Source organism: Vibrio sp. ZOR0018, assembly GCF_963865925.1.
In the GTDB taxonomy this organism is placed as follows: Bacteria; Pseudomonadota; Gammaproteobacteria; order Enterobacterales; family Vibrionaceae; genus Vibrio; species Vibrio anguillarum.
This window is the reverse complement of sequence record NZ_CAWMCN010000110.1, coordinates 87814-107763: the sequence shown is the minus strand read 5'-3', so window position 1 is coordinate 107763 and position 19950 is coordinate 87814. Positions and strand designations below refer to the sequence as shown.

Genomic DNA, 19950 nt, shown 5'->3' with positions numbered 1-19950 from the left:
TTTCTTTTACTGTTAAACCATATTCTGAGATTTAATCAAATTATTTATATAAAATGAAATGCTTGTTCTTTGTGAAAATTATTTAGTTTAAAACAAAAGATATCGAAATTTATTCGATGGTTTGTTATTTATCATAAATATTATTGTGATTCTTTTGACTGTTATGTTTTAAATGATATAACTTTTAATATATATGCAATTTAATTAAATGGAGAAATTCGCATGAAAAATGAAAAGATAACGTTCGAACCTGAAACTTACGAGTCATTGACTGATTATCTTAAAAACTTACACGAAAAGAATTTGTCGCTTGATGAAATTAACGATCTAAGTGGCGATAGCATAGATAATCAGATTAAGTTTCAAAATGAGCAAATTAAGTTCAAGTCAGAACTATCTAAAACAAAAACTACAAGAAGATTAAGGAGATAAGTATGAGTAGTAAAAAATTATTATCAGAGTTGTTTGATGAGTTAGATAAAATAGTTAAAGTTGACGCTATATATTTCGAAGAACTGATACAATGTGGTGTTAACGAAAATGAAGCATGGATTAGAGCAATGGCAAAATTTTTCTTAGATATTGATAGTTCATATGAAGTGATATCAATTATAAGGGATGTGATTTATGATGAGTATTTTTTAAAATCATATAAAGAACATTCCAAACATTTTGAAACGCATGGTGAGTATCTACTTGAAAATGTGGAAAAGAAAACGATCCAGACACTAAAAAAATTGAATATGAACTACAAGATTGATTCTGAGATATTTAATTCTTTTAGCGATGAAGATTTGAAAAATGAACTTGAACGTAGAGAAAAAGCTGAATCAAAAGAACAAGACGTTGAGCTTGATCTTGATTTCGAAGATGGTTTAGACATAGAAGTTCAAGATCTTGAATTGAAACTATTAGGGGATGACGATTTAGATTTAGATGATTTAGACTTTGATGATGTTGATTTGGACTTTGATGATGAAGAGATAGAATTAAAAAAAGATGAACTTTCTGATTTTGAAGTTAACGAAGCTGAAATGAAAAATAAAGGTATTGACCCAAGAGACGACTTTATAAGTTTCGATGAGTATTTGAAGGGTTTAGAACAAGAAAAGCAAGATGTTAAAGCTGAACTTGATGATCTAAAAGTAGATAGAAACTCTGTGTTTTTAGACTATTTGGATTTCGAAGGTATCGATTCACTGATAGATGATACAGAATATGATGATGAATTATTGGATGACGAACTTAGTCTTGATGATGAAGATGAAGACTTATCTGTTGTCAGTCTGTTTAAAGTGAATGGAAATTCAATCTCTTTTGCGGATTATAAAGAAGAAACTGTAAATGACGATATTCTCGAACTAATAATTTCGTTATCTAAAGATGAAATTGGTTCGGTTTATTCAATCCAAGTCGATGGTATAGATTATTATTATTCTAAATATGATACAGCAGCATTGATTCACATATTCAGATATTTAAGAGATCTAAATCCAAAATCTCAGTACAACACACACATAGCACAGATAGGTGAGAACTACAAAAAAAGTGTATTAACTATGATTAAATATTTTGATTACATCAACGAGTTTTACGCTGAAAATAAACAAGAACCATTCAAGATTGTAAAGAAAGATATGTGTGAAAATCTATCTTTCGGAAACAATGATTGGCATAACCAGATCATGAATTGGCTGATAAAGTGTGGCTATATCGCCACTAAATCACACAATCGCTATGTAATAACAAATTTGGGATTCGACGTGATAAAAACAGAAGGTTTGAAAGTGAAGCATTTAGAACCTTGGCTTCGATATAGAATTGATCAAAACTAAATACAAACAAAAGACATCTTCTCGATGTCTTTTTTTATAACTGTAAAAATATATTCGAAAATTATTTTCCTTTAATTCTAAACTAAATCTCTTTCTTTAATGGTTTAAAACTTTTCTCAAAATTGTTGATTATAAAATATATGGTATAACAATAATTAGATACAACAACTAAAAATAAAAGGAATGAATATGACAAGGCAACAAAGATTAGTTGAGATTCGAAGATTGTTTAAATCTATCTCTAATAGATTAGATAGTTTAGAAATGGCTGTCGAAAAAGAACAACTTTCGAATCTTGAAAAGAAATTTAACTCAAGGAGCAATTATGATAGACGCAAAGGTTTTTGAACCAGAAACTGATATAGATTTAATCGTTATAGACGAATCAGACACAAACTCATTTTACGTTTTTCGATATGACAACATAGATTATCGCTTTGTAGATAGCATCTACGGATTAAATTTGTATCAAAAAGAAAATGATGAACTCGTTGAAGTCACTTATAGCTATGACTTTGATGATATCAACGAAGTGCAGTTAGAAATCTTACATCAAAAGATTACAAACAAAATAGAAACAATTATTAAACAATTAAATAAGGAAGGAAAATAATGAACAGAGAAGAATATACACAACTAATGATCGACAAGTCCAAATCACTTGCAAGAGATGATATGAATGTCGTGGATAGAATTGTAAATAAAATAAATGGTAAAAAAATTAGAACAAATGAAGAGTTTGCTAATCTTCTAATTGAAGAATGTTTTAAGCAAGATAGTATAAGACCTGAGTTTTTCTTAGACACAACTCAAACTGCAAGTCAGCGAGTCTTAAACACATTAGAAAAACAAGAAGCTTTTGCCAAAAGAATTGTTGAATTTCAACAAGCAGAAGCAGTTGTTCATGAAATGATGGTTACAGGCAACATTCAAGAGCTACAAGCTGATGGAACTATTTCACTTTATAAAGAATCAATGAAGTTTAATCCAAAAAATATTGATAGTTACTATGTCGATTATGTAAAGAGAATCAGCAATGAGAATGAGTTTGTTGTTAGTGAAGCACCAAAACCTATTGAATACACGGATAAATTCACACTTTTCAGTCAAGAGCCGATAAAAAATGAACAATCAGCTCTGATCAAAACAGCGGATTTAGAACAACCAAAAATTGTAAATTCATCTGATGCAAAAATTAAGGAAACTGTTTCACAAGATGTTGATGTACCAGAAGTTGAATATCCCATTCAAAAATCTGATAAAACAGTGAAGAGCTATCAAGATTTTATCGATGAACTGATAGAAAAATACGAAAGCAACTATTCTGTTGAAAAGTTGGGTAAAACAGGTTTGAAAAAACGCTTATTTAACGCTGAAACTGGCGGCTCAATAACTATCGAGAAGAGTATATTTGGTTCAACGACTTTGACAGCGGGGACAGGAACAAAAGCTGTGGATTTAAAAATGTTGTTTATGAATAAAAAATCAAAAACATTAACGCAAGTACCAACGCCTGAGACTGAAGAAGATTTTTTAAATATGATTGAAGCTTGGAAATTACTGAGATCAGACGGATTCGATTTAAACACAATCAAACTTCATGAAGAGGGTATACCACAACGCTATCATGATGCTTTGGCCGAATTGACAAGACCAAGTTTTGTCATGAATGGTGAAGAGCTGAACAATGATGTTGAAGAGCCAGCGAAACCAGAAAATTCATTCGTTGTAGTTGATGATAATCCTTTCGAAAATGAAGGAGAAACGCCTGAAAATCCGAAGAACGAAGGGGATGTACCGCAAGAGCCAAAACATCAAGAGAAGCAAGAGCAGGTAGATGATAATCCATTCTCAAATGATGGAGAGACACCTGAGCAGCCGAAGAACGAAGGAGATGTGCCGCAAGAGCCAAAACATCAAGAGAAGCAAGAGCAGCAGGTAGATGACAATCCATTTGAAGGTGAGAATGCTGTGAAAGCTGAACAGGCGCAAGAGCCAGAGAACCAGATTGTTGATGATAATCCGTTTGAAGGTGAAAATGCTGTAAACGAACCTGAACAGCCAGATCAGCAAAGTGATGAGTTAGATATTGATTTTGGTGATCTTGAATTTGACGATGAAGATGAAGTTAAAAACACAGCAAATCAAGAAAAAGACTTTGATCCTGATTTCGATGATGCACTTGCAGATGCGGTAAACGGAATCGATCCGAACAGCGATGAAGCAGTTGAACAACGCGCTATTCAAGAGATACAAGCTGAGACTGGCACAACTCCAAGCAACACACAGAAAACTCATCAACAACAAGCTAAAAAAGCGAAGTTGAGATAAAAAAGAAAGACCGCCAAATGGCGGTTCTTTTAGTTCTGAGTTACAGAGTTTTGTTTATCGCTTGTGAGAAGCAAAGTTTAATCAACATAATGTCTGGTAGGGCATGGAACTGATACTTGTTAAAATCTTTGTCAGTCTGATCAAAATGATGTGACTTTATCAGTCTATCTACTACATGTTCTAACTTAATGTTTTGAAGCGTTGATTCAGATTCAATCGAATACAGACGTTTGTAATGTTCAACAAGTTCTAACTCTAATTGCTTGTAAGCCACACGATAAGCTTGTGCGCTGTCTTTTGTGTCTTTAACAGTCCAAGCTTTAAGCAGAGATTTTATGGTGTCTGAGTTAACACCAATAGCTTTAAGCTCTGAGTGATAAGCCGTGTTAAGTTCTCGATCACGGTTAATCGCGTTGTAGACTTTTATAATTTCGTCTGCATAAAGTCGTTTGACTATTTTAGTCTTGCCAAACTTACTAAACAAGCCATTCCACAGAGTTTGCATGTCGTATTGAGAAGTTAAATCAAAGCCGAACATATTAACAAAGTATGTTGACGCATTGGCAAACACAACATCGCGCTTCGCTTCAAACTCTTTCATTATTTTTTCAGGATCACTTCTCAGAAGCTTTTGATGCTGTACGTTCAAGTTCATTAAGATCTTAACTTTGTCCATGATTAGTGATAAATCGATTCCTGACGCTATCGCTAAAAACGCATAATGATCTGTCCACTCACTCGCGTTTCGTGGCATTCTAACGTTGACGTATTGATTTAAAAAATTCAGTTCTTGTTTATTCATATTATATATCCTTATTATTAGTTCTTGTTATTATCGATATATCATGCATTGCTTTTAATTCAATAATAAAAACTAAACTTTATATAATAATCTTTATAGTTTAAAAAATTATTTATCGTAGTTAAAAGAAAAACGTTCAATTTTTTGGCTTGAGATTTGTTCAAAGAAAAATACGATGTAATATATAAATAAGAAGACAAGAACAAGGAGAGTGCAGCAATGGACAGAGAACTGAATACTAAAATGGAAGCGTTTGAAGACGGGGTTTTAACGAGAATGCAGGGATATAATAAATACTTTAATCCGTTTCGAAATACAGATAATGAAGAGCTTTACAAAGAATGGCAAAAAGGCTGGACTGAACAACATCTTGTCATGCTGAACTAAACCTTAGAACAACCAGAACATTAAGAGTGCGTATGCGCTCTTTTTTTGTTTTTAAATGATGGTTTTCGATTTTTGTTTATCTAAATGAAAATTAGATGAAGCGGAATGTTTTAAATATCTCTTAATTTGTATAACTAAATTTATATGATAAAACAAATATCATGGAAAAGATTTTTTCAATTAAATAAAAGGAAGGAGAAAATGAAAAAAACAATACTAAGCATAATAATACTCTCAACGATTACAGCACAAGCAGCCTTTGTTGCAATAATCGGGGGAGAAGGCTCTGGAGTTAGATATAACGTTGCGTCAGACGATCCGAATGGTGAGATAGGGCAAGTGATCGGAGATGGTCAGTATGTCATAACCAAGCCTTCAAATGGGGGCGGTAGTGAAACTGAACAGCCTAATCCTAATCCTGATGAACCTGTCAATTCATCATGCGTTGGTGAAGAACTAACAAGAGAAGAGCTGCGTTATCTGATCGGTTCTGGACAGGATTATTCGAAAGCGTGTGTGTCAACAATCACAGACTTTTCAAGGTTATTTGATGGTTTGTCAGTTGATTACGACATAACAGCGTGGGACGTATCAAGTGGCTTAACATTTCAATACATGTTCAGAAACTCAGTGTCTTTCAATCAAGATATAAGTAAGTGGCACGTTGCAAATGGTGCGAACTTCTCATATATGTTCGAAGGTGCGACAGCTTTTAATAAGCCGTTAAATGATTGGAATATGTCAAACGCGACAACGTTAATGAACACGTTTAAAAATGCTACGAGCTTTAATCAACCACTCGATAAATGGGACACGTCAAAAGTTAAATATTTTGATTACACGTTCGAATACGCAACTAACTTTAATCAAAACATTAGTAGCTGGAATACATCATCAGCGAGATGGTATCCTAAAAGTTTTTCAATGGGCAGTGCGTTAACTTCTGAAAATTCACCAGATTTTTAAAATATAGAAAGGACACTGAATGCAGTGTCTTTTTTTTGATGTTTTATATTAAATCTCATATTACTTCTGCAATTATTTTTCTTTTACTTCAAGCAATTTCAAAAGCTCATCTGATTTTATCAAGCTCTGATGATTTGTATATCTGATTATATATGTTAATGAATAATTAACATTAAAAAAATATTTTAATACAAATATTTCAACGATAAATATCAAGGATGAAGTTTATGAATAAAAAAATATTATTCTTCCTTAGCTCTTTTGTGACACTTTTTTCAAATGTTTCATTAGCCGCAGGGGAAGTAGAAGAGCGAATGAGGCTGGTTAGTTCACTTTATTATGTTCTTACAATCTTTGTTATGTTTCTTGGACTGGTAATGATGTATCAAGCAGCATTAAAATTGAAAAGAAGAACGGAAGACCCAAACGATACTAAAGCTTTCCCAAGTGCCATAATTGTTACTTTTTTTGCAGGAGCATTAGCATTTAACTATTCTGGCTCGGCTGGTTCTATGATAAGCAGTTTGCTTGGGAGTGATTCAGGGTATTGTTTTGTTCTGAACGATTCGATTGAAGATTCAAAAGATTTGCACACAGATAATTGTTGGGATTCTACCAATTCAGAGATCTTAGGTGATATAGCAGATAAAGTTGAAGAAATGGAAAGTGGCAAAGGCGATGTGTTGAGAGAAAATGCAAAAGTGATCGTCGGATTTTTTCAATTCATAGGACTGATTTATTTTGCAAAAGGAATTTATGGATTAAAAGTAACATCAGAAGGCCAAGGAAAAGCTACGTATGGCAAGTCAATTATGACAATGATTCTCTCAGCTTTAATCATAGATTTGCCACACACATTAGAATTCATAAAAGAAACGTTGCAGTTAATAGGTTTTGGAGCATAAACATAATCGACACTCAAAATTGAGTGTCTTTTTTTATCACTGTTCTATATCAAATATTATATTTTTTAAAATCAATTATTCCTTTAAATTAAATGAATTTTAATATCTTGGTTGTTTTTTGTTTTTCAAATTATTTGTATATCTAATTTTATATGTTAAATAATAATTATATCAAAACTATAATTTCATTAATTAAAAGGAAGGAAAAAATGAAAAAAACAATGATCACATTAACATTATTAGCTTCATTCGCATCACAAGCAGCGTTCGTGTCTTTTATCAGCGATAGCAAATACAATATTGCTTCTGACGATCCATCATCAGAGACAGGTCAAATCGTTGGCGGTGGTGAGTATGTTTCAAGCGAACCGTCGAACGGTGGCGGCAACGAACCTGTTGTTGTCGCTTGTGAAGGTCCTGAGCTGACAAAAAGACAGTTGCAAGACCTTGTAATGTCGGGCGGTGACTACTCAAAAGCTTGCGTAGGCACAATCACTGATTTTTCACTTGTATTTATGAATCGTAATGTCAATTACGACATAACAAACTGGGATGTTTCGAGCGGTGAAGATTTTAGCGGTATGTTCGAAGGTTCAAGCTTTAATCAAGACATAAGCGGCTGGAATGTTTCTAACGGTAATAACTTCTACGCGATGTTCAATAATGCTCAAAATTTTAATCAAGACATCAGCGGCTGGAATGTTTCAAACGGAAAAAATTTCTCATACATGTTTAATTATGCAAGAGCATTTAATCAAGACATAAGCAAATGGAATGTGTCAAATGGCAATGACTTCAGCAATATGTTTTCATCAACAAGAGCATTTAATCAAGACATAAGCAAATGGAATGTTTCCAATGGTAGAAATTTTTCATACATGTTTGATAGTTCCAATTCATTTAATCAAGATATAAGCAGTTGGAATGTTTCAAATGGCAATGATTTTAACAGAATGTTCAGATCAGCAATGGCATTTAATCAAGACATCAGCGGTTGGGATGTTGCAGCAGCAACAACTTGGTATGATTTTAATCAAAACTATCCAATAACATTACCATCAGAAAACATTCCTGCTAAATTCAGATAAAGTGAGGTTGTTATGATTGCAATAATTATAATGATCATGATGTTTTTAGGTTTCTTTATCGTTGTTGCTTACAACATGATGTCATTGAACCATAACTTAGTAGTGTCAGCAGAAGCTGACACTATTGAGAATGAGTTAGAACTGATAAAAACAAAGCTAATCAAATCATCTTTATCAATCGAGGGCAAAGACAACTATTCTTTGCCTTTTGGTTTAGATTCAGACAATAAACACGGCTTGCCGTTAGGTTTGGGGCTACCACTTAGAAACATTTCTGGATATGAGTATCAATACTGTCCGTTCTCTCGAAATATTGAAGAAGGGGTATTAAACATCTCTCAAAACATAGGAGAAAACTACACAGCAAACGTGAAGAAAATAAATGATATTGACTATGTGGTAAGTTCAAGCACAAGCCTTTCATTACCTAACGCGCCATCTGTAGCAGCACTGATTATTTCGAAATACGACGATGAGCAAGTGAACTGTTTAGATGTTGAGTATGACGTTAACACAGCACAGTTTTACTTGAACAACGCGAAAGTTAAAGCGATAACTTTTGAAGAAATAGAGCTGTACAACAGTTTCAGCTTAGAAAATGACGAACTACTGTTAAACGTTGATGGTTCAACAGTAAGTGATGTTCTGGCACTGGTAGAGAATGATTCATCGAATCGAACATACAAGCTTAATCTACTTAGTAATGTAGTTTTAAGCAAAGACTACAATATCAACCGCGATGAAAGGGCTAAAATCACGATTAAGACGAATGGCTATGCGCTTCAAGGGCAGTCTATCAGCTTTAACAACGTCGATATGAACATGTACAACGACATGAAAACGCCAAGCGATAACTTAACTAATTTCGCTTTTGCAAATTCATTAGTAAGACTCTCGAATGTCAGTGTTGGTGATGTATCGATAAGCAATACAAATGCACATTTCAACAATGTTCATTTGAAAAATGACACACTTCACCCGATCACTGTTATGAACAGTAGATTAGACATTCAAGGTGAGTTGTTGTTTGAGCCAGCGGTTAACTTTCAATCTCTTTTAAGGGCGAAAGGTTCTGATGTAGCACTGACAGGGACAATCAATGAAAAGCTCAGTTCTGGTGAAGGTGATAACTTACTGTATATAGATACAGGTTCGAAGTTTTACATGAACACTGGCGCAATCGCGCTAAACAAATCACTCAAAAATGGTGTTGATCTGTTGATAGTAAAAGGTTCGTTTTCAACATCTAATCAAAACAATGGAATAGCGATGATTGAAGATGATAGAATCAATGATCTGATTCGTATTGATGGTGGTGAAATCTATATCGATGATTTAACAACAAACATAAGTAACAATTCAGGTTTTGCAGTAAATCAAATTCTTCAAGACAATGATTATCAAGGTTCTGTGATACTAAAATCAACACTCCATTCTGGCTTGTTAGGTTGTTTGAACTTAGTGAAGAAAGAAATAGATAATGGATTAATCGTAAATCGAAATGAAATTATTCCATGCGGTTAATTAAAGGCACTCAAAAGAGTGTCTTTTTTTGTTGTTTTAAAATTCAAAGAAATAAAAACATTGATAAATAATGTGATAAATATCACAAATAATCGTTGTTATAAAAATAGATAAATTCTGTTTTTATGCACTTTATTTAATGAATAAAAAAATATCTGTAGCAAACTCAAGGCGTTAGCGTGAATTAGTTGCTAACATAATGATGTTTTGATGTCAATATCGCTGTATTGACAAATTAAATTAAATTTTGCTATTGTATTCAGCGTTGAAGAACAAACGGAAAATATTATGAGTAAATAAATTAACTTAAATTAACTTATAGGAATGGAATTCTCTTTAACAACAAAAACTAAAAAAAATAGGAGAATAATTATGAACTTTTACGAATGTGAACTACAAACTAACGACATTTCAGCAATCAAATTTGCGTTAGAATGTTTTGGAGTTAAAAAAAATGGCTGTAAAAAAGAAACGAGAGAAGTGTTTAATCGTTTGAAGAACAAGGTTAAAACTAAACAAACGACAATCAAAACTGCTTTTATAATTGATGAAGATAATGCAGTAAAATGTTGTGGTTTGTTTGAAACCATGCCTGACTATCCAAACTTTATATGCATGAAAGGTATCTACTTTTCAAGTGATTATGCAGAAGAAGTCGAACTTTCAAGAACTTTAGATTTGTTTTATGATGTATTAGAATCAAATGGATCAAAACTAATGTTCAAAGTTGATGATCGAATCATGAATATGCAATACCAAGGATTTTTGAACGTAGGGTTTAATAAAATCTTGATGAATGAAAGTGAAAACTTCCTCTTTAAAGACAAAGATATAATAGATTTAACTGATGCATCAACTACTAAACATGTCGTAGATTTATCGCACTTTGTTTCAAAAGAAAGTTCGATTAAAAAAAATTTTCACTCTCTCGTAGAGCATGTAGAAATTGATGAACAAGTAGCATGTCTTGTAGCGAATCTTAAATCCCTTATAGATGATGCGAAAATAAAAACAGGTAAGGAAAACATTCTTGAAGAATGGCAAAAAATCGTAGCTTGGCTTGATGCAGAAGATGACACACTTTTAAGTAAAGATGAAATTATTGATTGTTTTGCGAAACTACATCAAGGTTGTTTGATTCTATCTGAGAAAGAAGAAGAGAATGATGAAATAAACGAGATTTTTTCATTGATAGAAGAATTAGTGAAAATTGCTTTAAAAGTGATTGAACATTCTGAAATTGAAATGCAAGAAGCAGCATAATGAGTTTACTAAAAATTATTCAAAGCTCTTCTGACAAGCTACTTTTGAATCAGAAACATTTGTTTGAGTCATTAGTTGAAATGTCCTATCAATTCGTAATACTCGGCAAAATAGAGAAAAAGTATCAGCATCTTCAAGCTGTGTATGAAGAGTTTTCTGTCGCGTACATGAATGAAGTGAAAGATATGCCATTCAGGGATGTGCTTGGTGAGTTAATGGCTGAACTGAATCTCTTATGCAATGGCAAGTATTCGCGTAAAGCACAGCACTTTACACCTCAAGCAGTATCAGAAGCTGTTTCTGCGCTGCTCGGCAAACCGAAAGATAGTGATCACCAAACTGTTAGTGATATTTGCTGCGGTTCTGGTTCTCTTGTGCTGGCTGAGATGAAGAAGCGTGTTGATTCAGGCTATACAGGGACACTATCGCTTGTACTGAACGATTTAGACACGTTTGTTTGCAAAGTAGCTACGATACAAATTGAGTTTAACAACTTGATACACGTTAAACAACAGTATGAACTTTCATACATCATCTACAACCACGATGCTTTGGTCGAATATCAGCTTTTCTGTAATGGAATTGTATTTGATTCAAACGTCATTGGATGTTCTGCGACAGCGCATATTACTGAAAGTGTGATTGAACACGAAATTTGGTGGCGGTGTGATTGTGGTGGTAATATACATCATGAAGCTGAAGAGTTTGTTTACGTTGATAGAGTTCATTCGACTTATTGTTGTAGTAGTTGTGATGATATGACTAAAATTGTTCATGAATTTGAATCATGGACATTACTTTCAAGCGAATCTGACTCAGTTCTAAAACAGTTTAAGGTTGGTAAAATGTACGAGTCAGTTCCTGATTTTAAATGTTGTGAACATCATAATTCATGTTTATGTTATGACGCTGAACATTCTGAACCTCTCATGAAATGGAACAGACAAGAGTATGCTTGTGATGAATGTAAGACAAGGATTCAAATAACTTATAAATAGAAATGAAAAAGCCCCGAAACAACGGGGTTTTCTTAGTTTAAGACTATTGATCGATACTTAGGTTTACATTTCAAAGCTTTTACATCAACTAAATTCGATTTTCTGTTTACAAGTTCTTTCTCTTCAATTTTTATGATAGATCCAAATATCTCTAAGTAACCAATTAATGTATCAAGAGTGAAACGTTCGTGTTTCAATCTGATAAGATCACTAACTCTTGGTTGCTTGATATCTAAGATTTCAGCAACTTCTCTCTGTTTTAAATTATCGTCCTTTATTTTATTTCCTATTGCTTTCATTAACGCTATTTTATTTAAAGTCGAATTGTCGTATTTCAATTTATTACTCATATTAAATTCCTTTTTAATTATTGTTTATAAATATCATAGAATATCTATATTTGTAGTCAATACTAAAACTTTGATAAATTGCTATTTAATTTATTAGCGTTTGCAAAACTTTTTAAATTAAGGTTTTATTTGTAATTGCAATAATATTTAATCTTCTTAGTTTAAAGAATTATATAAATAATTTGGTATTTAATAATTCAATGATAAATTATTATATAGGAAACTAAAAAGGAGAGTTTTAAAATGAAAATGAAAGAAATATTATTAACTTTATTAAAAATATTGATGGTTGCAAGCATCGCAGTTATCGCATTTGCAGGTGGTGATTTATTTGAGATGTTCAGAGACAGTATCTTGCAGCATCATGGTTTTGCGATACCAGTGAGCGGCTATATGTTCCAAATAGCAGCTATTCTTGTATTAGTCGTGTTGTATCCCGTAGATCTAATGCGTGATAGGGAAGTAGCTTTTTTTAAGAGATTTGCGATAATGTCAATCAAATCGATACTTCTGATATTCTCAATTGTGAATTTGATATTGATTGTAAACACGTTGCTTAGTTTTGAATTTGTCATGCTCCAAGTGATTTTCTTTTCAGCAGCAATTTTCTCGTTTGTTTTTTCTTATAAAATGCTGATAAGCGTATCAAACGATTCAAATGACAGTCAGATATTAAGTAATATCAATGCTATTCAAGCATTATGTTTAACTACGATTATATCAATGATCGCGTATCAAGGTTCTATCTATAGTCCTATATTATTTAGCGTATTGTTTGCATGTTCGCTTGTATTTACAGCTTGTATAGCAATTTATCACAGCAGAATTAGATGGAATCAACAGAATGGAATCAAAGAAATAGCATAAAATGACAGAAAAATTGAGAGAAGATGAAAGTCTTCTCTTTTTTGTTTTTATTCATTTACTTGAATGATTTGAATAGCATGGTAAACTGATTAAGAAAATGACAATTTAACTAAAAATACATTAGCTTAAATCAGTTTTTTTTGTTTCTATGACATTTTAGATGTCGAACGTAAAAAGGACACTAAATCAGTGTCCTTTTTCTTTTCGTAAAAATTGCAAAGTTTGCAATTCTTCCTATTTTTAAGCTCTGAGTCTCTGACCACTTCTTTTATTGCCCTTAGTTGATTCAAGCTTTTGAGCGGCTTCAACACCGTATTTATCTTTGATTATGTCCTTGAATTTAAGTTCAAGCTCATTTCTCAGCTCTGGGGTGTTGTGCTTGTCATATGCTTCTTTAATGATGCCATAAATTCGATCAGCGTGTTTAGCAACTTTAAGCAATTCACCTTTGTCTTTCCCTGTGTAGCTAATGATGTATGCTGCGTGTTCCTCCATCAAATAGCAATACCCTAATGTCTTTGACATTTTAGACGATGGAAGCTCTACAATCGATTCCTCAAACGCATTTACACCATTAACACGTTTACCAACTTTCCTCTTATCAATCGCTTGCGTTGCATGACAGAACTCGTGACACATTACGGCAAAGTAATGCGCGTGAGATTTGTATTTTTCAGGTGGAGCCATTTTAACTACTGAATAGCTGCGGTCTTCTGCGGTTATGCAATGAGCAACATTCAAGTCTTCCTCTACAAATTTGATTTGTGGATATTCCGTTGTCATCGCTATCTTGATGATCTCTGCATCTACCCAAGCATCAAGATTCATGCGTTCAATATCCATTTTGCGCTCTGCAAGTTTCTCTTGCATGGCGATTTGTGGGATCTGGTCTTTGATATGCTGTGGAAGAACATCTTTCAGCTCGTCAAGGGAATGATACTTGTAACCTTTAAAATTGTTCTTCATGTTAGTAAGTATTTGACCAATTTCTAACGGGTTTTTGCCTTGCTCCTTTAACTCTTCAATTCGCTTGTAAGCTGCTGAACCTGTAAGTTGTTTGGAGTTCTCAGTATCGTAGCAAGAGAAGAAGCTACTCATTACTTCTGCCTTGGCTTGGTTGCCTTTCATTGGCTTTTCAGGATCAAAGCTTTTTGGTGCGTTATCAAGTACAAAATCATCTTTGATATGGTTTAAAAATCCAGCCATGTTTTTGAACGTCGCAAGAACAGGGATGTTCAGTGTTAAACGTTCACCTAAGATCGGATCATATTCAATTTGACTAAGTTCTTGTACACGAAATTCTTGTAATGAAAAAGTGTTGTTCTTTTCATTAAATATCAGTTTAACAGGTGGAATCTGTAATTCATTGGAATAGATGTAATTCTCTCTTTTTGCTCTTTCAGCGTTTTCTTCAAAGAACGCAAGCAAACTATCTTCAACAACATTATAGTTTTTAAGCTGTTCTTCTTGCTTTTTCTTTAACCACGCTTCTTTTTCTTCCGCTGTCCAATCCGTTTTTTTAGTTTTACTTTTTGCTTTGTAGTTTCTTCTTTTTGTCGTAGCCATAAACTTTCTCCTTATTTAAATATTTAAAGCTCTGATATAATTTGTTTTATCATATATTTAATTTTTTTGAAGAAAGACAAAAAAAGAATAGCAAACGCTATTCTTTAATCTCTGGATTATTTCATTTATTTAATAGCTAAATGCCAAGTTTTTCTTTTGTCTCTAAATAAACTTGATAAGCTTCTTTTGCACTGATATTACGTGCGTTATTCATCTGCAATGCTTTCGCTTTGTTTTTTAGATAATCATTAGGATCGAAATTCGTGAGATGCTTACTCATTATATCAATCTTTTCTCTTGTTAATGCGTTTCTGATACGCTGAATAACTTCTTCTCTTGAAAGGTTATTCATGTATCTGTGACATTCCATCATTTTTAATTACTCCTATATTTTATTTGTTATATATAGTCGTTATAAGTTATATATCGATAAATGCAACAATGTGATATTTCGAAATTAACTTTAATACTTTTTGCAAGTTTTGCAATTTTTCCGAAATATTTAGAATTAAACATTATTCATTTGTAGCCATTTTTTGACTGTCAAAAAAATATTTATAATTTTCTATATTGACTTGTAATTTTTAATTGATAAAACATTTATATATTCAAGACTGACAAACTTGAACTAATCAATTATCAACTTATAAAAAAAGGAAATGAATTATGTTAGATACAGCTATCAAATCAATTAGAAAAGCAATCAAAAGAAAAGAAGTGAGAACGTCAGACATCCTTGGTTATCACGCTGGTTACATAAACTCGCCAGCGTATAACTCGAACAAGACAGAGATTAGCTGGATTATCACTGAACAAGACAACGCAAGAGCATTAACACAGATCGAGAATGCTATGAAGTCCATCATCGCTTATGCAGAAGCTTACAAGTCAAGTGAGTTAACTCATTGGAATGTAGTAGGTTTTGACCGTGATTCTTTGAACCAAGAATCAAAACTGCAAGAGCTGAAAAATCGAGTGTTTGAAGTGGCTGCATACCGTGGTGAACAGAAGGTCTACTTAGGGTATTCATCGAACGGTGAGATTTTAGAGAAGAATAATCCAAGAGATTCAAACGGTATTGTTCTAACGAAAGATACAGCTAATTTTACGCACATAAAGACATTTAAACAATAAATAGAATTAAAACGAGTCGCATATTGCGGCTCATTTTTTTGACAAGAATAAATTATATTATAACATTTTATATATAATCAAAATTATAACAAAGGGAGAATATAATATGATTGCGACACACATTAAACGCCACAACGCACCAAAGGGGCTATTTTCAGGAAATATGCATGATGCACAAATTAGTTTAGATAATGAAAAGATTTATCAGATGATTTTCTTGAAACGAAATTTAAATAAGTTTATAGAAAAGGGAGAGTTAAACCAAACCGTGATTGCTCAACATTTTGGCACATCGCAAAGTCAAATATCACAACTGTTAAACGGAAAAATTGACAGTTACACTATGGAAACTCTGACAGTTTTCGCATTTATGATAGACAGTAAATTAGGTCTGGTTTCATCAAGGGATAAAGCGAAACAAAAAATGCTCAACAATAAAATAGCTTTGATGAAAGAAATATCGATTAAGATAAAAGAGAAACTAAAAGCAGATGGTATAAATCAATCAGAATTAGGAAGAAAGTATTTTAATACTAATCAATCTGTTGTATCTGAATTTGTCAATGAAGAGAATTTCAAAGTTCACGTTTCAAATTACAGCTATGACAGACTTAGAAAATATGCTTACGTATGCGGAATTACAGAAAAAGAACTGGATGAGTACGAAAAGTAAGATTATTTTTTCAGATAGAGAGAAGGCTTTTGCCTTCTTTTTTTTGCTTGTTTAAAGCAAATTAAAAATTAGACGATTTCATAAACTTGTTAATTATTAAAGGAATGATATAAATAAAAATATATATAAGATAAAAAAGGAGATTGCAAATGTTTAGAAAAATAACATTGCTATTATTATCAGCAAGTATGCTTACGGGTTGTTTACCCGATCAACCTACGGACGATGCGTGTATAGATACAGATGCGGATTTGTCTGAAATTACAAACAAATCATTTTCAGAACATTTTACTATTTGTAAGTCATTAGACAAAAATGTGCAGTTAAATAATGTTTTTGATGATATGGATCGTCAAGAAGAGAACATTTTCACTTCAAATCAGTTCATAACCGAAGATGATGCAGCAAGAAAAAACGCAGAACAAGCAGTAATTCAAGAAACTGGTGATCTGGTTTTTGAGTTGAATAATGACTTAGTTGATTTTTTCAAAAGCCACGGTGGTTTAGTGACATACACGATTTTAGGTATGTTGTTGAGTGGGCTTTACGGTTTAAAAAGATACAATTCAGAGCAACATTCAATAATTGATGTTGTGGCAAAATCAGTTGCGATTTTTGCACTAATTATGTTCTTTGGTTTAGTAGTTAGTCAGTCGCAATGGTTTCAAAAGGGCTGGTCAAGAGTCACGATGTTGACAGGAAATGGCTTTATCAAGAACTTTGAAGCAAAACAAATAAACAACGTAACGTCTATAAAAAGAAAGGTTACTGCTGACTTCAACAATCAAGCGCAAATACAAATGGAAAGCTTGTTTAAAACGAATATTTGTTTAAGCAATAACAGAAAAGAGATGCTGCACCACAAAGAGCTAACTTTGAACGGCTACGGTGATGTAAGTCAACTTGTCTCTTTTTACAAAGGTAAGAACGAACCGTATTTTCCTCGCGTTGAGCCGCGCAACGAACGTGTAATCAAGTATTACTACAATAACTTATCACAGTATCCAACGATTTCAGGAATCGAGCTGAAAGGTTGTGGTTTCTTACCTATCAAAGCAACTGAATTTTCTGGTGAGCTGGCTGAAATCATGCGTTCAGTGGACTTCTCGAAAGTGTTGTATGACGCGATTGTAAGTAATAATTTTGAGAGTGGTTGGACACAAATCTCTGACAAGTTTGATGAATTGAATCCTGTCAGTGATCAGATGGCCAAGAACCGCAAGACACAGCTTTTGGTTGCGTACAAGAAAGAATTTACAAAGGGTTTAATCGCTGGTGCGGTGCTGTTTGATGAGAAGACAGGTGAGCCGATTAAGACTGACTTTTCAAACTTCAACAAGCTGATGGAGCAAGCTGATGAGTATTACCGATACATTAATAAGAGTGTTTGTATTGTCAATAACGAAATTCTTATAGAGACAAACAAACGTCTACCAGAATTTATGCAAACTGGTGAGATGTCGTATTACTACTGCATGGACTTAAACAAAGAGACTCCATCGTTAGTAACTCAAAATCTGTATATTCCTGACTCTGGCTCAGTTCAGCACAAGAGTGCGAAACGAGTTGAAAAGCTGAATGACGTTAGTAGAGAAGTGAAAAAAGCACGTAATTTCTTCAAATCTTCAAGACAAGAATTGGCTGATTCTTATGAGAAAGTTCAAGATGTTTACAGTGAAGAATTAGACAAAATCTACAACATAAATCAGACGTTGATTGAGTATTACAATTGCGGTTCACGATGTGTGCAAAAGTTTTGGAAGACTGTTTATCACGACAATCCAGAACTTAGACATTTATACAGTGTGAATGGCTTTTTCTTCAAGTTTGATTATTCAAAGTCATTGCCGTATTTCAATTCGAGCGTTGACGCGAGTGTTGATAATTACGCGAAAATTTATACCGTTGATTTCGTTGAGCAGTTTATTCCGAAAGACGATGTTAACTTGAAATTGATTCAGGCGTTTGAAGAGATGAACGGCACTATCGGAACTGAAATGTTGAAGAATCAGTGGCATGTTGAATCGAGTGTCGAAAACACGGTGAAAGGTGACTCTTGGTTAGACGGTGTTGAGTCTACGATCAAGAATCAAGAGAGACTGTACTGTATCGGCTTGTCAGACAATAGCGATGCTAAAACTGAATGTCGTGATTACATGGTAAACGGTGGTGGTGTATCGACCTATTACGATATTCAAAGCCAGTATCTCGACTATGGTTCTGATCTGGCAATCGGGGGAGTGGTAACGAAACACTCAGCTTCATTTGCAGCAAGTGTTGCAGAAAAAAAGCTTAACTCTTACATTGCAAAAGAGCTAAAAGCGCAAAAATCATTCACTACTGGTAGTAAAAAATCATCGAAAAAAGGTGCAGCAATTGCCGCACAATCAGCGATGATAGCCGCGCAAGCAGCATCATTTTCTGGAAGTGTCATGATTGTTTTTGGTGCAACAGTTTACATAGTCGGATTGTTAATGAGTATGCCTGACATGTTTATAAATGGCATGATTCTGATTTCAGATTTAAGCTCTGCGTTGACCTTACGATTACTACCAATTTTGATAATTACAGCGACTGTCATGTTTTTCTTGTTCGGTAGAGATAGAAAAAGCATATTCGATTACGGGTTCTATATCTATCGCTTAGTGCTAACGCCAGTTCTTCTGAAAATCTTAAGCTTCATCGTGATTCCTTTGTCATTGTATACAAATGACATGATCAAGAACTACGCAGCGGCAACCATTGATACGACAACGTTTGATAACATGCTCATTGCTGATTCAGTGTTCGCCTTCGGGTTGAATTTCATTTTAGTGGGTATACGTAGCATCTTCTTGTTCGCAAGTATCATCGTGATGATCTACTTCTCCTTGATGTTGCCAGGTTGGATCGCGTTAGCAGCAGATAGACTTGATCAAGTCACACTGTTCAAGACAAGAACAGATGATGCCTTTGAGCAAAACAACTTTACGAAAAACGCTATAGCAATTGCAGGGATGAAGCACAGCAAAAAGATTGCAGGTTTCGATAAAAATGAAAAAGATCTACGAGAACGCAGAAAAATTGCAAAACGCAGAATCAAATCAAATCGAGACATAAAATCAAATGTCGGGGTTGATAAGAAAGAATAAATAACTTAAAAGATTTCACAATTTGTGGAATCTTTTTTCATTTAAATATAAGCAAATACTATTTCTGACTTAGTTTGAAACTTTTCTTTATTTAATTAGATGTTATAAATATTAATATATAAATTAAATA

19 protein-coding genes are annotated in these 19950 nt (G+C 33.3%); 15 read left to right on the top strand and 4 right to left on the bottom strand.

The window, feature by feature from the left end:
* Positions 1-222 precede the first annotated feature (222 nt).
* The 4 genes from AACR75_RS09755 to AACR75_RS09740 all read left to right on the top strand — a co-directional run bounded on the left by AACR75_RS09755 (position 223) and on the right by AACR75_RS09740 (position 4166).
* Entirely contained in the window at positions 223-432 is a 210-nt protein-coding gene (locus AACR75_RS09755) for a hypothetical protein (RefSeq protein WP_047689904.1), read from the top strand.
* A 2-nt stretch (positions 433-434) separates the two neighbouring features.
* Positions 435-1835, top strand: a complete 1401-nt coding sequence (locus tag AACR75_RS09750; protein ID WP_047689901.1) for a hypothetical protein — start codon at positions 435-437, stop codon at positions 1833-1835.
* 325 nt (positions 1836-2160) lie between these two features.
* A complete protein-coding gene (locus tag AACR75_RS09745; RefSeq protein ID WP_047689899.1) occupies positions 2161-2448 on the top strand; it encodes a hypothetical protein in 288 nt (95 codons plus the stop codon).
* Positions 2448-4166 (top strand): hypothetical protein, encoded by a 1719-nt coding sequence (locus tag AACR75_RS09740; protein ID WP_047689896.1) that lies wholly within the window; start codon positions 2448-2450, stop codon positions 4164-4166. Before AACR75_RS09745 ends, AACR75_RS09740 begins: the two co-directional genes overlap by 1 nt.
* Before the next feature lie 40 nt (positions 4167-4206).
* On the opposite strand, the gene AACR75_RS09735 is transcribed toward AACR75_RS09740, so the two are convergent.
* On the bottom strand, positions 4207-4968 hold the full coding sequence (locus tag AACR75_RS09735; RefSeq protein WP_047689893.1) for a hypothetical protein: 762 nt from the start codon (positions 4966-4968) through the stop codon (positions 4207-4209).
* A 219-nt stretch (positions 4969-5187) separates the two neighbouring features.
* Between AACR75_RS09735 and AACR75_RS09730 the strand changes: the two genes are divergently transcribed.
* The 7 genes from AACR75_RS09730 to AACR75_RS09700 all read left to right on the top strand — a co-directional run bounded on the left by AACR75_RS09730 (position 5188) and on the right by AACR75_RS09700 (position 12099).
* Complete coding sequence (locus AACR75_RS09730; protein WP_154216430.1) at positions 5188-5355, top strand: hypothetical protein; 168 nt, start codon at positions 5188-5190, stop codon at positions 5353-5355.
* 201 nt (positions 5356-5556) lie between these two features.
* Positions 5557-6321 (top strand): BspA family leucine-rich repeat surface protein, encoded by a 765-nt coding sequence (locus AACR75_RS09725; RefSeq protein WP_052190342.1) that lies wholly within the window; start codon positions 5557-5559, stop codon positions 6319-6321.
* 227 nt (positions 6322-6548) lie between these two features.
* Complete coding sequence (locus AACR75_RS09720; protein WP_047689891.1) at positions 6549-7226, top strand: hypothetical protein; 678 nt, start codon at positions 6549-6551, stop codon at positions 7224-7226.
* A gap of 209 nt (positions 7227-7435) precedes the next feature.
* Positions 7436-8314, top strand: a complete 879-nt coding sequence (locus AACR75_RS09715) for a BspA family leucine-rich repeat surface protein (RefSeq protein WP_052190341.1) — start codon at positions 7436-7438, stop codon at positions 8312-8314.
* A gap of 12 nt (positions 8315-8326) precedes the next feature.
* Positions 8327-9838 carry a hypothetical protein gene (locus AACR75_RS09710; RefSeq protein ID WP_047689889.1) on the top strand — a complete coding sequence of 504 codons (1512 nt, stop codon included), beginning with the start codon at positions 8327-8329 and terminating at the stop codon, positions 9836-9838.
* Positions 9839-10210: 372 nt separating this feature from the next.
* Positions 10211-11101, top strand: a complete 891-nt coding sequence (locus tag AACR75_RS09705; protein ID WP_047689887.1) for a hypothetical protein — start codon at positions 10211-10213, stop codon at positions 11099-11101.
* Complete coding sequence (locus tag AACR75_RS09700) at positions 11101-12099, top strand: N-6 DNA methylase (protein ID WP_047689884.1); 999 nt, start codon at positions 11101-11103, stop codon at positions 12097-12099. The genes AACR75_RS09705 and AACR75_RS09700 overlap by 1 nt, the downstream gene beginning before the upstream one ends.
* A gap of 32 nt (positions 12100-12131) precedes the next feature.
* Here AACR75_RS09700 and AACR75_RS09695 read toward each other — a convergent pair whose 3' ends face one another.
* Positions 12132-12449 carry a helix-turn-helix domain-containing protein gene (locus AACR75_RS09695; protein WP_052190340.1) on the bottom strand — a complete coding sequence of 106 codons (318 nt, stop codon included), beginning with the start codon at positions 12447-12449 and terminating at the stop codon, positions 12132-12134.
* A gap of 243 nt (positions 12450-12692) precedes the next feature.
* Here AACR75_RS09695 and AACR75_RS09690 point away from each other — a divergent pair, with 243 nt between their 5' ends.
* Complete coding sequence (locus AACR75_RS09690; RefSeq protein ID WP_047689880.1) at positions 12693-13316, top strand: hypothetical protein; 624 nt, start codon at positions 12693-12695, stop codon at positions 13314-13316.
* 240 nt (positions 13317-13556) lie between these two features.
* Here the strand turns inward: AACR75_RS09690 and AACR75_RS09685 are convergent, their stop codons facing one another.
* Positions 13557-14882 (bottom strand): zincin-like metallopeptidase domain-containing protein, encoded by a 1326-nt coding sequence (locus tag AACR75_RS09685; protein WP_047689877.1) that lies wholly within the window; start codon positions 14880-14882, stop codon positions 13557-13559.
* A 136-nt stretch (positions 14883-15018) separates the two neighbouring features.
* Positions 15019-15162, bottom strand: coding sequence for a hypothetical protein (locus AACR75_RS09680; RefSeq protein WP_156117113.1), 144 nt, complete (start codon positions 15160-15162; stop codon positions 15019-15021).
* A gap of 386 nt (positions 15163-15548) precedes the next feature.
* Between AACR75_RS09680 and AACR75_RS09675 the strand changes: the two genes are divergently transcribed.
* The 3 genes from AACR75_RS09675 to AACR75_RS09665 all read left to right on the top strand — a co-directional run bounded on the left by AACR75_RS09675 (position 15549) and on the right by AACR75_RS09665 (position 19820).
* A complete protein-coding gene (locus AACR75_RS09675; RefSeq protein ID WP_047689873.1) occupies positions 15549-16016 on the top strand; it encodes a hypothetical protein in 468 nt (155 codons plus the stop codon).
* Between the two features lie 106 nt (positions 16017-16122).
* On the top strand, positions 16123-16689 hold the full coding sequence (locus tag AACR75_RS09670; RefSeq protein ID WP_038964398.1) for an XRE family transcriptional regulator: 567 nt from the start codon (positions 16123-16125) through the stop codon (positions 16687-16689).
* Positions 16690-16838: 149 nt separating this feature from the next.
* Entirely contained in the window at positions 16839-19820 is a 2982-nt protein-coding gene (locus AACR75_RS09665) for a hypothetical protein (RefSeq protein WP_047689869.1), read from the top strand.
* Positions 19821-19950: the final 130 nt, after the last annotated feature.

Bases quoted from the DNA above. Each gene is read 5' to 3' on its own strand.
- AACR75_RS09755 (WP_047689904.1), top strand. From the start codon at position 223: ATGAAAAATGAAAAGATAACGTTCGAACCTGAAACTTACGAGTCATTG.
- AACR75_RS09750 (WP_047689901.1), top strand. From the start codon at position 435: ATGAGTAGTAAAAAATTATTATCAGAGTTGTTTGATGAGTTAGATAAA.
- AACR75_RS09745 (WP_047689899.1), top strand. From the start codon at position 2,161: ATGATAGACGCAAAGGTTTTTGAACCAGAAACTGATATAGATTTAATC.
- AACR75_RS09740 (WP_047689896.1), top strand. From the start codon at position 2,448: ATGAACAGAGAAGAATATACACAACTAATGATCGACAAGTCCAAATCA.
- AACR75_RS09735 (WP_047689893.1), bottom strand. From the start codon at position 4,968: ATGAATAAACAAGAACTGAATTTTTTAAATCAATACGTCAACGTTAGA.
- AACR75_RS09730 (WP_154216430.1), top strand. From the start codon at position 5,188: ATGGACAGAGAACTGAATACTAAAATGGAAGCGTTTGAAGACGGGGTT.
- AACR75_RS09725 (WP_052190342.1), top strand. From the start codon at position 5,557: ATGAAAAAAACAATACTAAGCATAATAATACTCTCAACGATTACAGCA.
- AACR75_RS09720 (WP_047689891.1), top strand. From the start codon at position 6,549: ATGAATAAAAAAATATTATTCTTCCTTAGCTCTTTTGTGACACTTTTT.
- AACR75_RS09715 (WP_052190341.1), top strand. From the start codon at position 7,436: ATGAAAAAAACAATGATCACATTAACATTATTAGCTTCATTCGCATCA.
- AACR75_RS09710 (WP_047689889.1), top strand. From the start codon at position 8,327: ATGATTGCAATAATTATAATGATCATGATGTTTTTAGGTTTCTTTATC.
- AACR75_RS09705 (WP_047689887.1), top strand. From the start codon at position 10,211: ATGAACTTTTACGAATGTGAACTACAAACTAACGACATTTCAGCAATC.
- AACR75_RS09700 (WP_047689884.1), top strand. From the start codon at position 11,101: ATGAGTTTACTAAAAATTATTCAAAGCTCTTCTGACAAGCTACTTTTG.
- AACR75_RS09695 (WP_052190340.1), bottom strand. From the start codon at position 12,449: ATGAGTAATAAATTGAAATACGACAATTCGACTTTAAATAAAATAGCG.
- AACR75_RS09690 (WP_047689880.1), top strand. From the start codon at position 12,693: ATGAAAATGAAAGAAATATTATTAACTTTATTAAAAATATTGATGGTT.
- AACR75_RS09685 (WP_047689877.1), bottom strand. From the start codon at position 14,882: ATGGCTACGACAAAAAGAAGAAACTACAAAGCAAAAAGTAAAACTAAA.
- AACR75_RS09680 (WP_156117113.1), bottom strand. From the start codon at position 15,162: ATGAGTAAGCATCTCACGAATTTCGATCCTAATGATTATCTAAAAAAC.
- AACR75_RS09675 (WP_047689873.1), top strand. From the start codon at position 15,549: ATGTTAGATACAGCTATCAAATCAATTAGAAAAGCAATCAAAAGAAAA.
- AACR75_RS09670 (WP_038964398.1), top strand. From the start codon at position 16,123: ATGATTGCGACACACATTAAACGCCACAACGCACCAAAGGGGCTATTT.
- AACR75_RS09665 (WP_047689869.1), top strand. From the start codon at position 16,839: ATGTTTAGAAAAATAACATTGCTATTATTATCAGCAAGTATGCTTACG.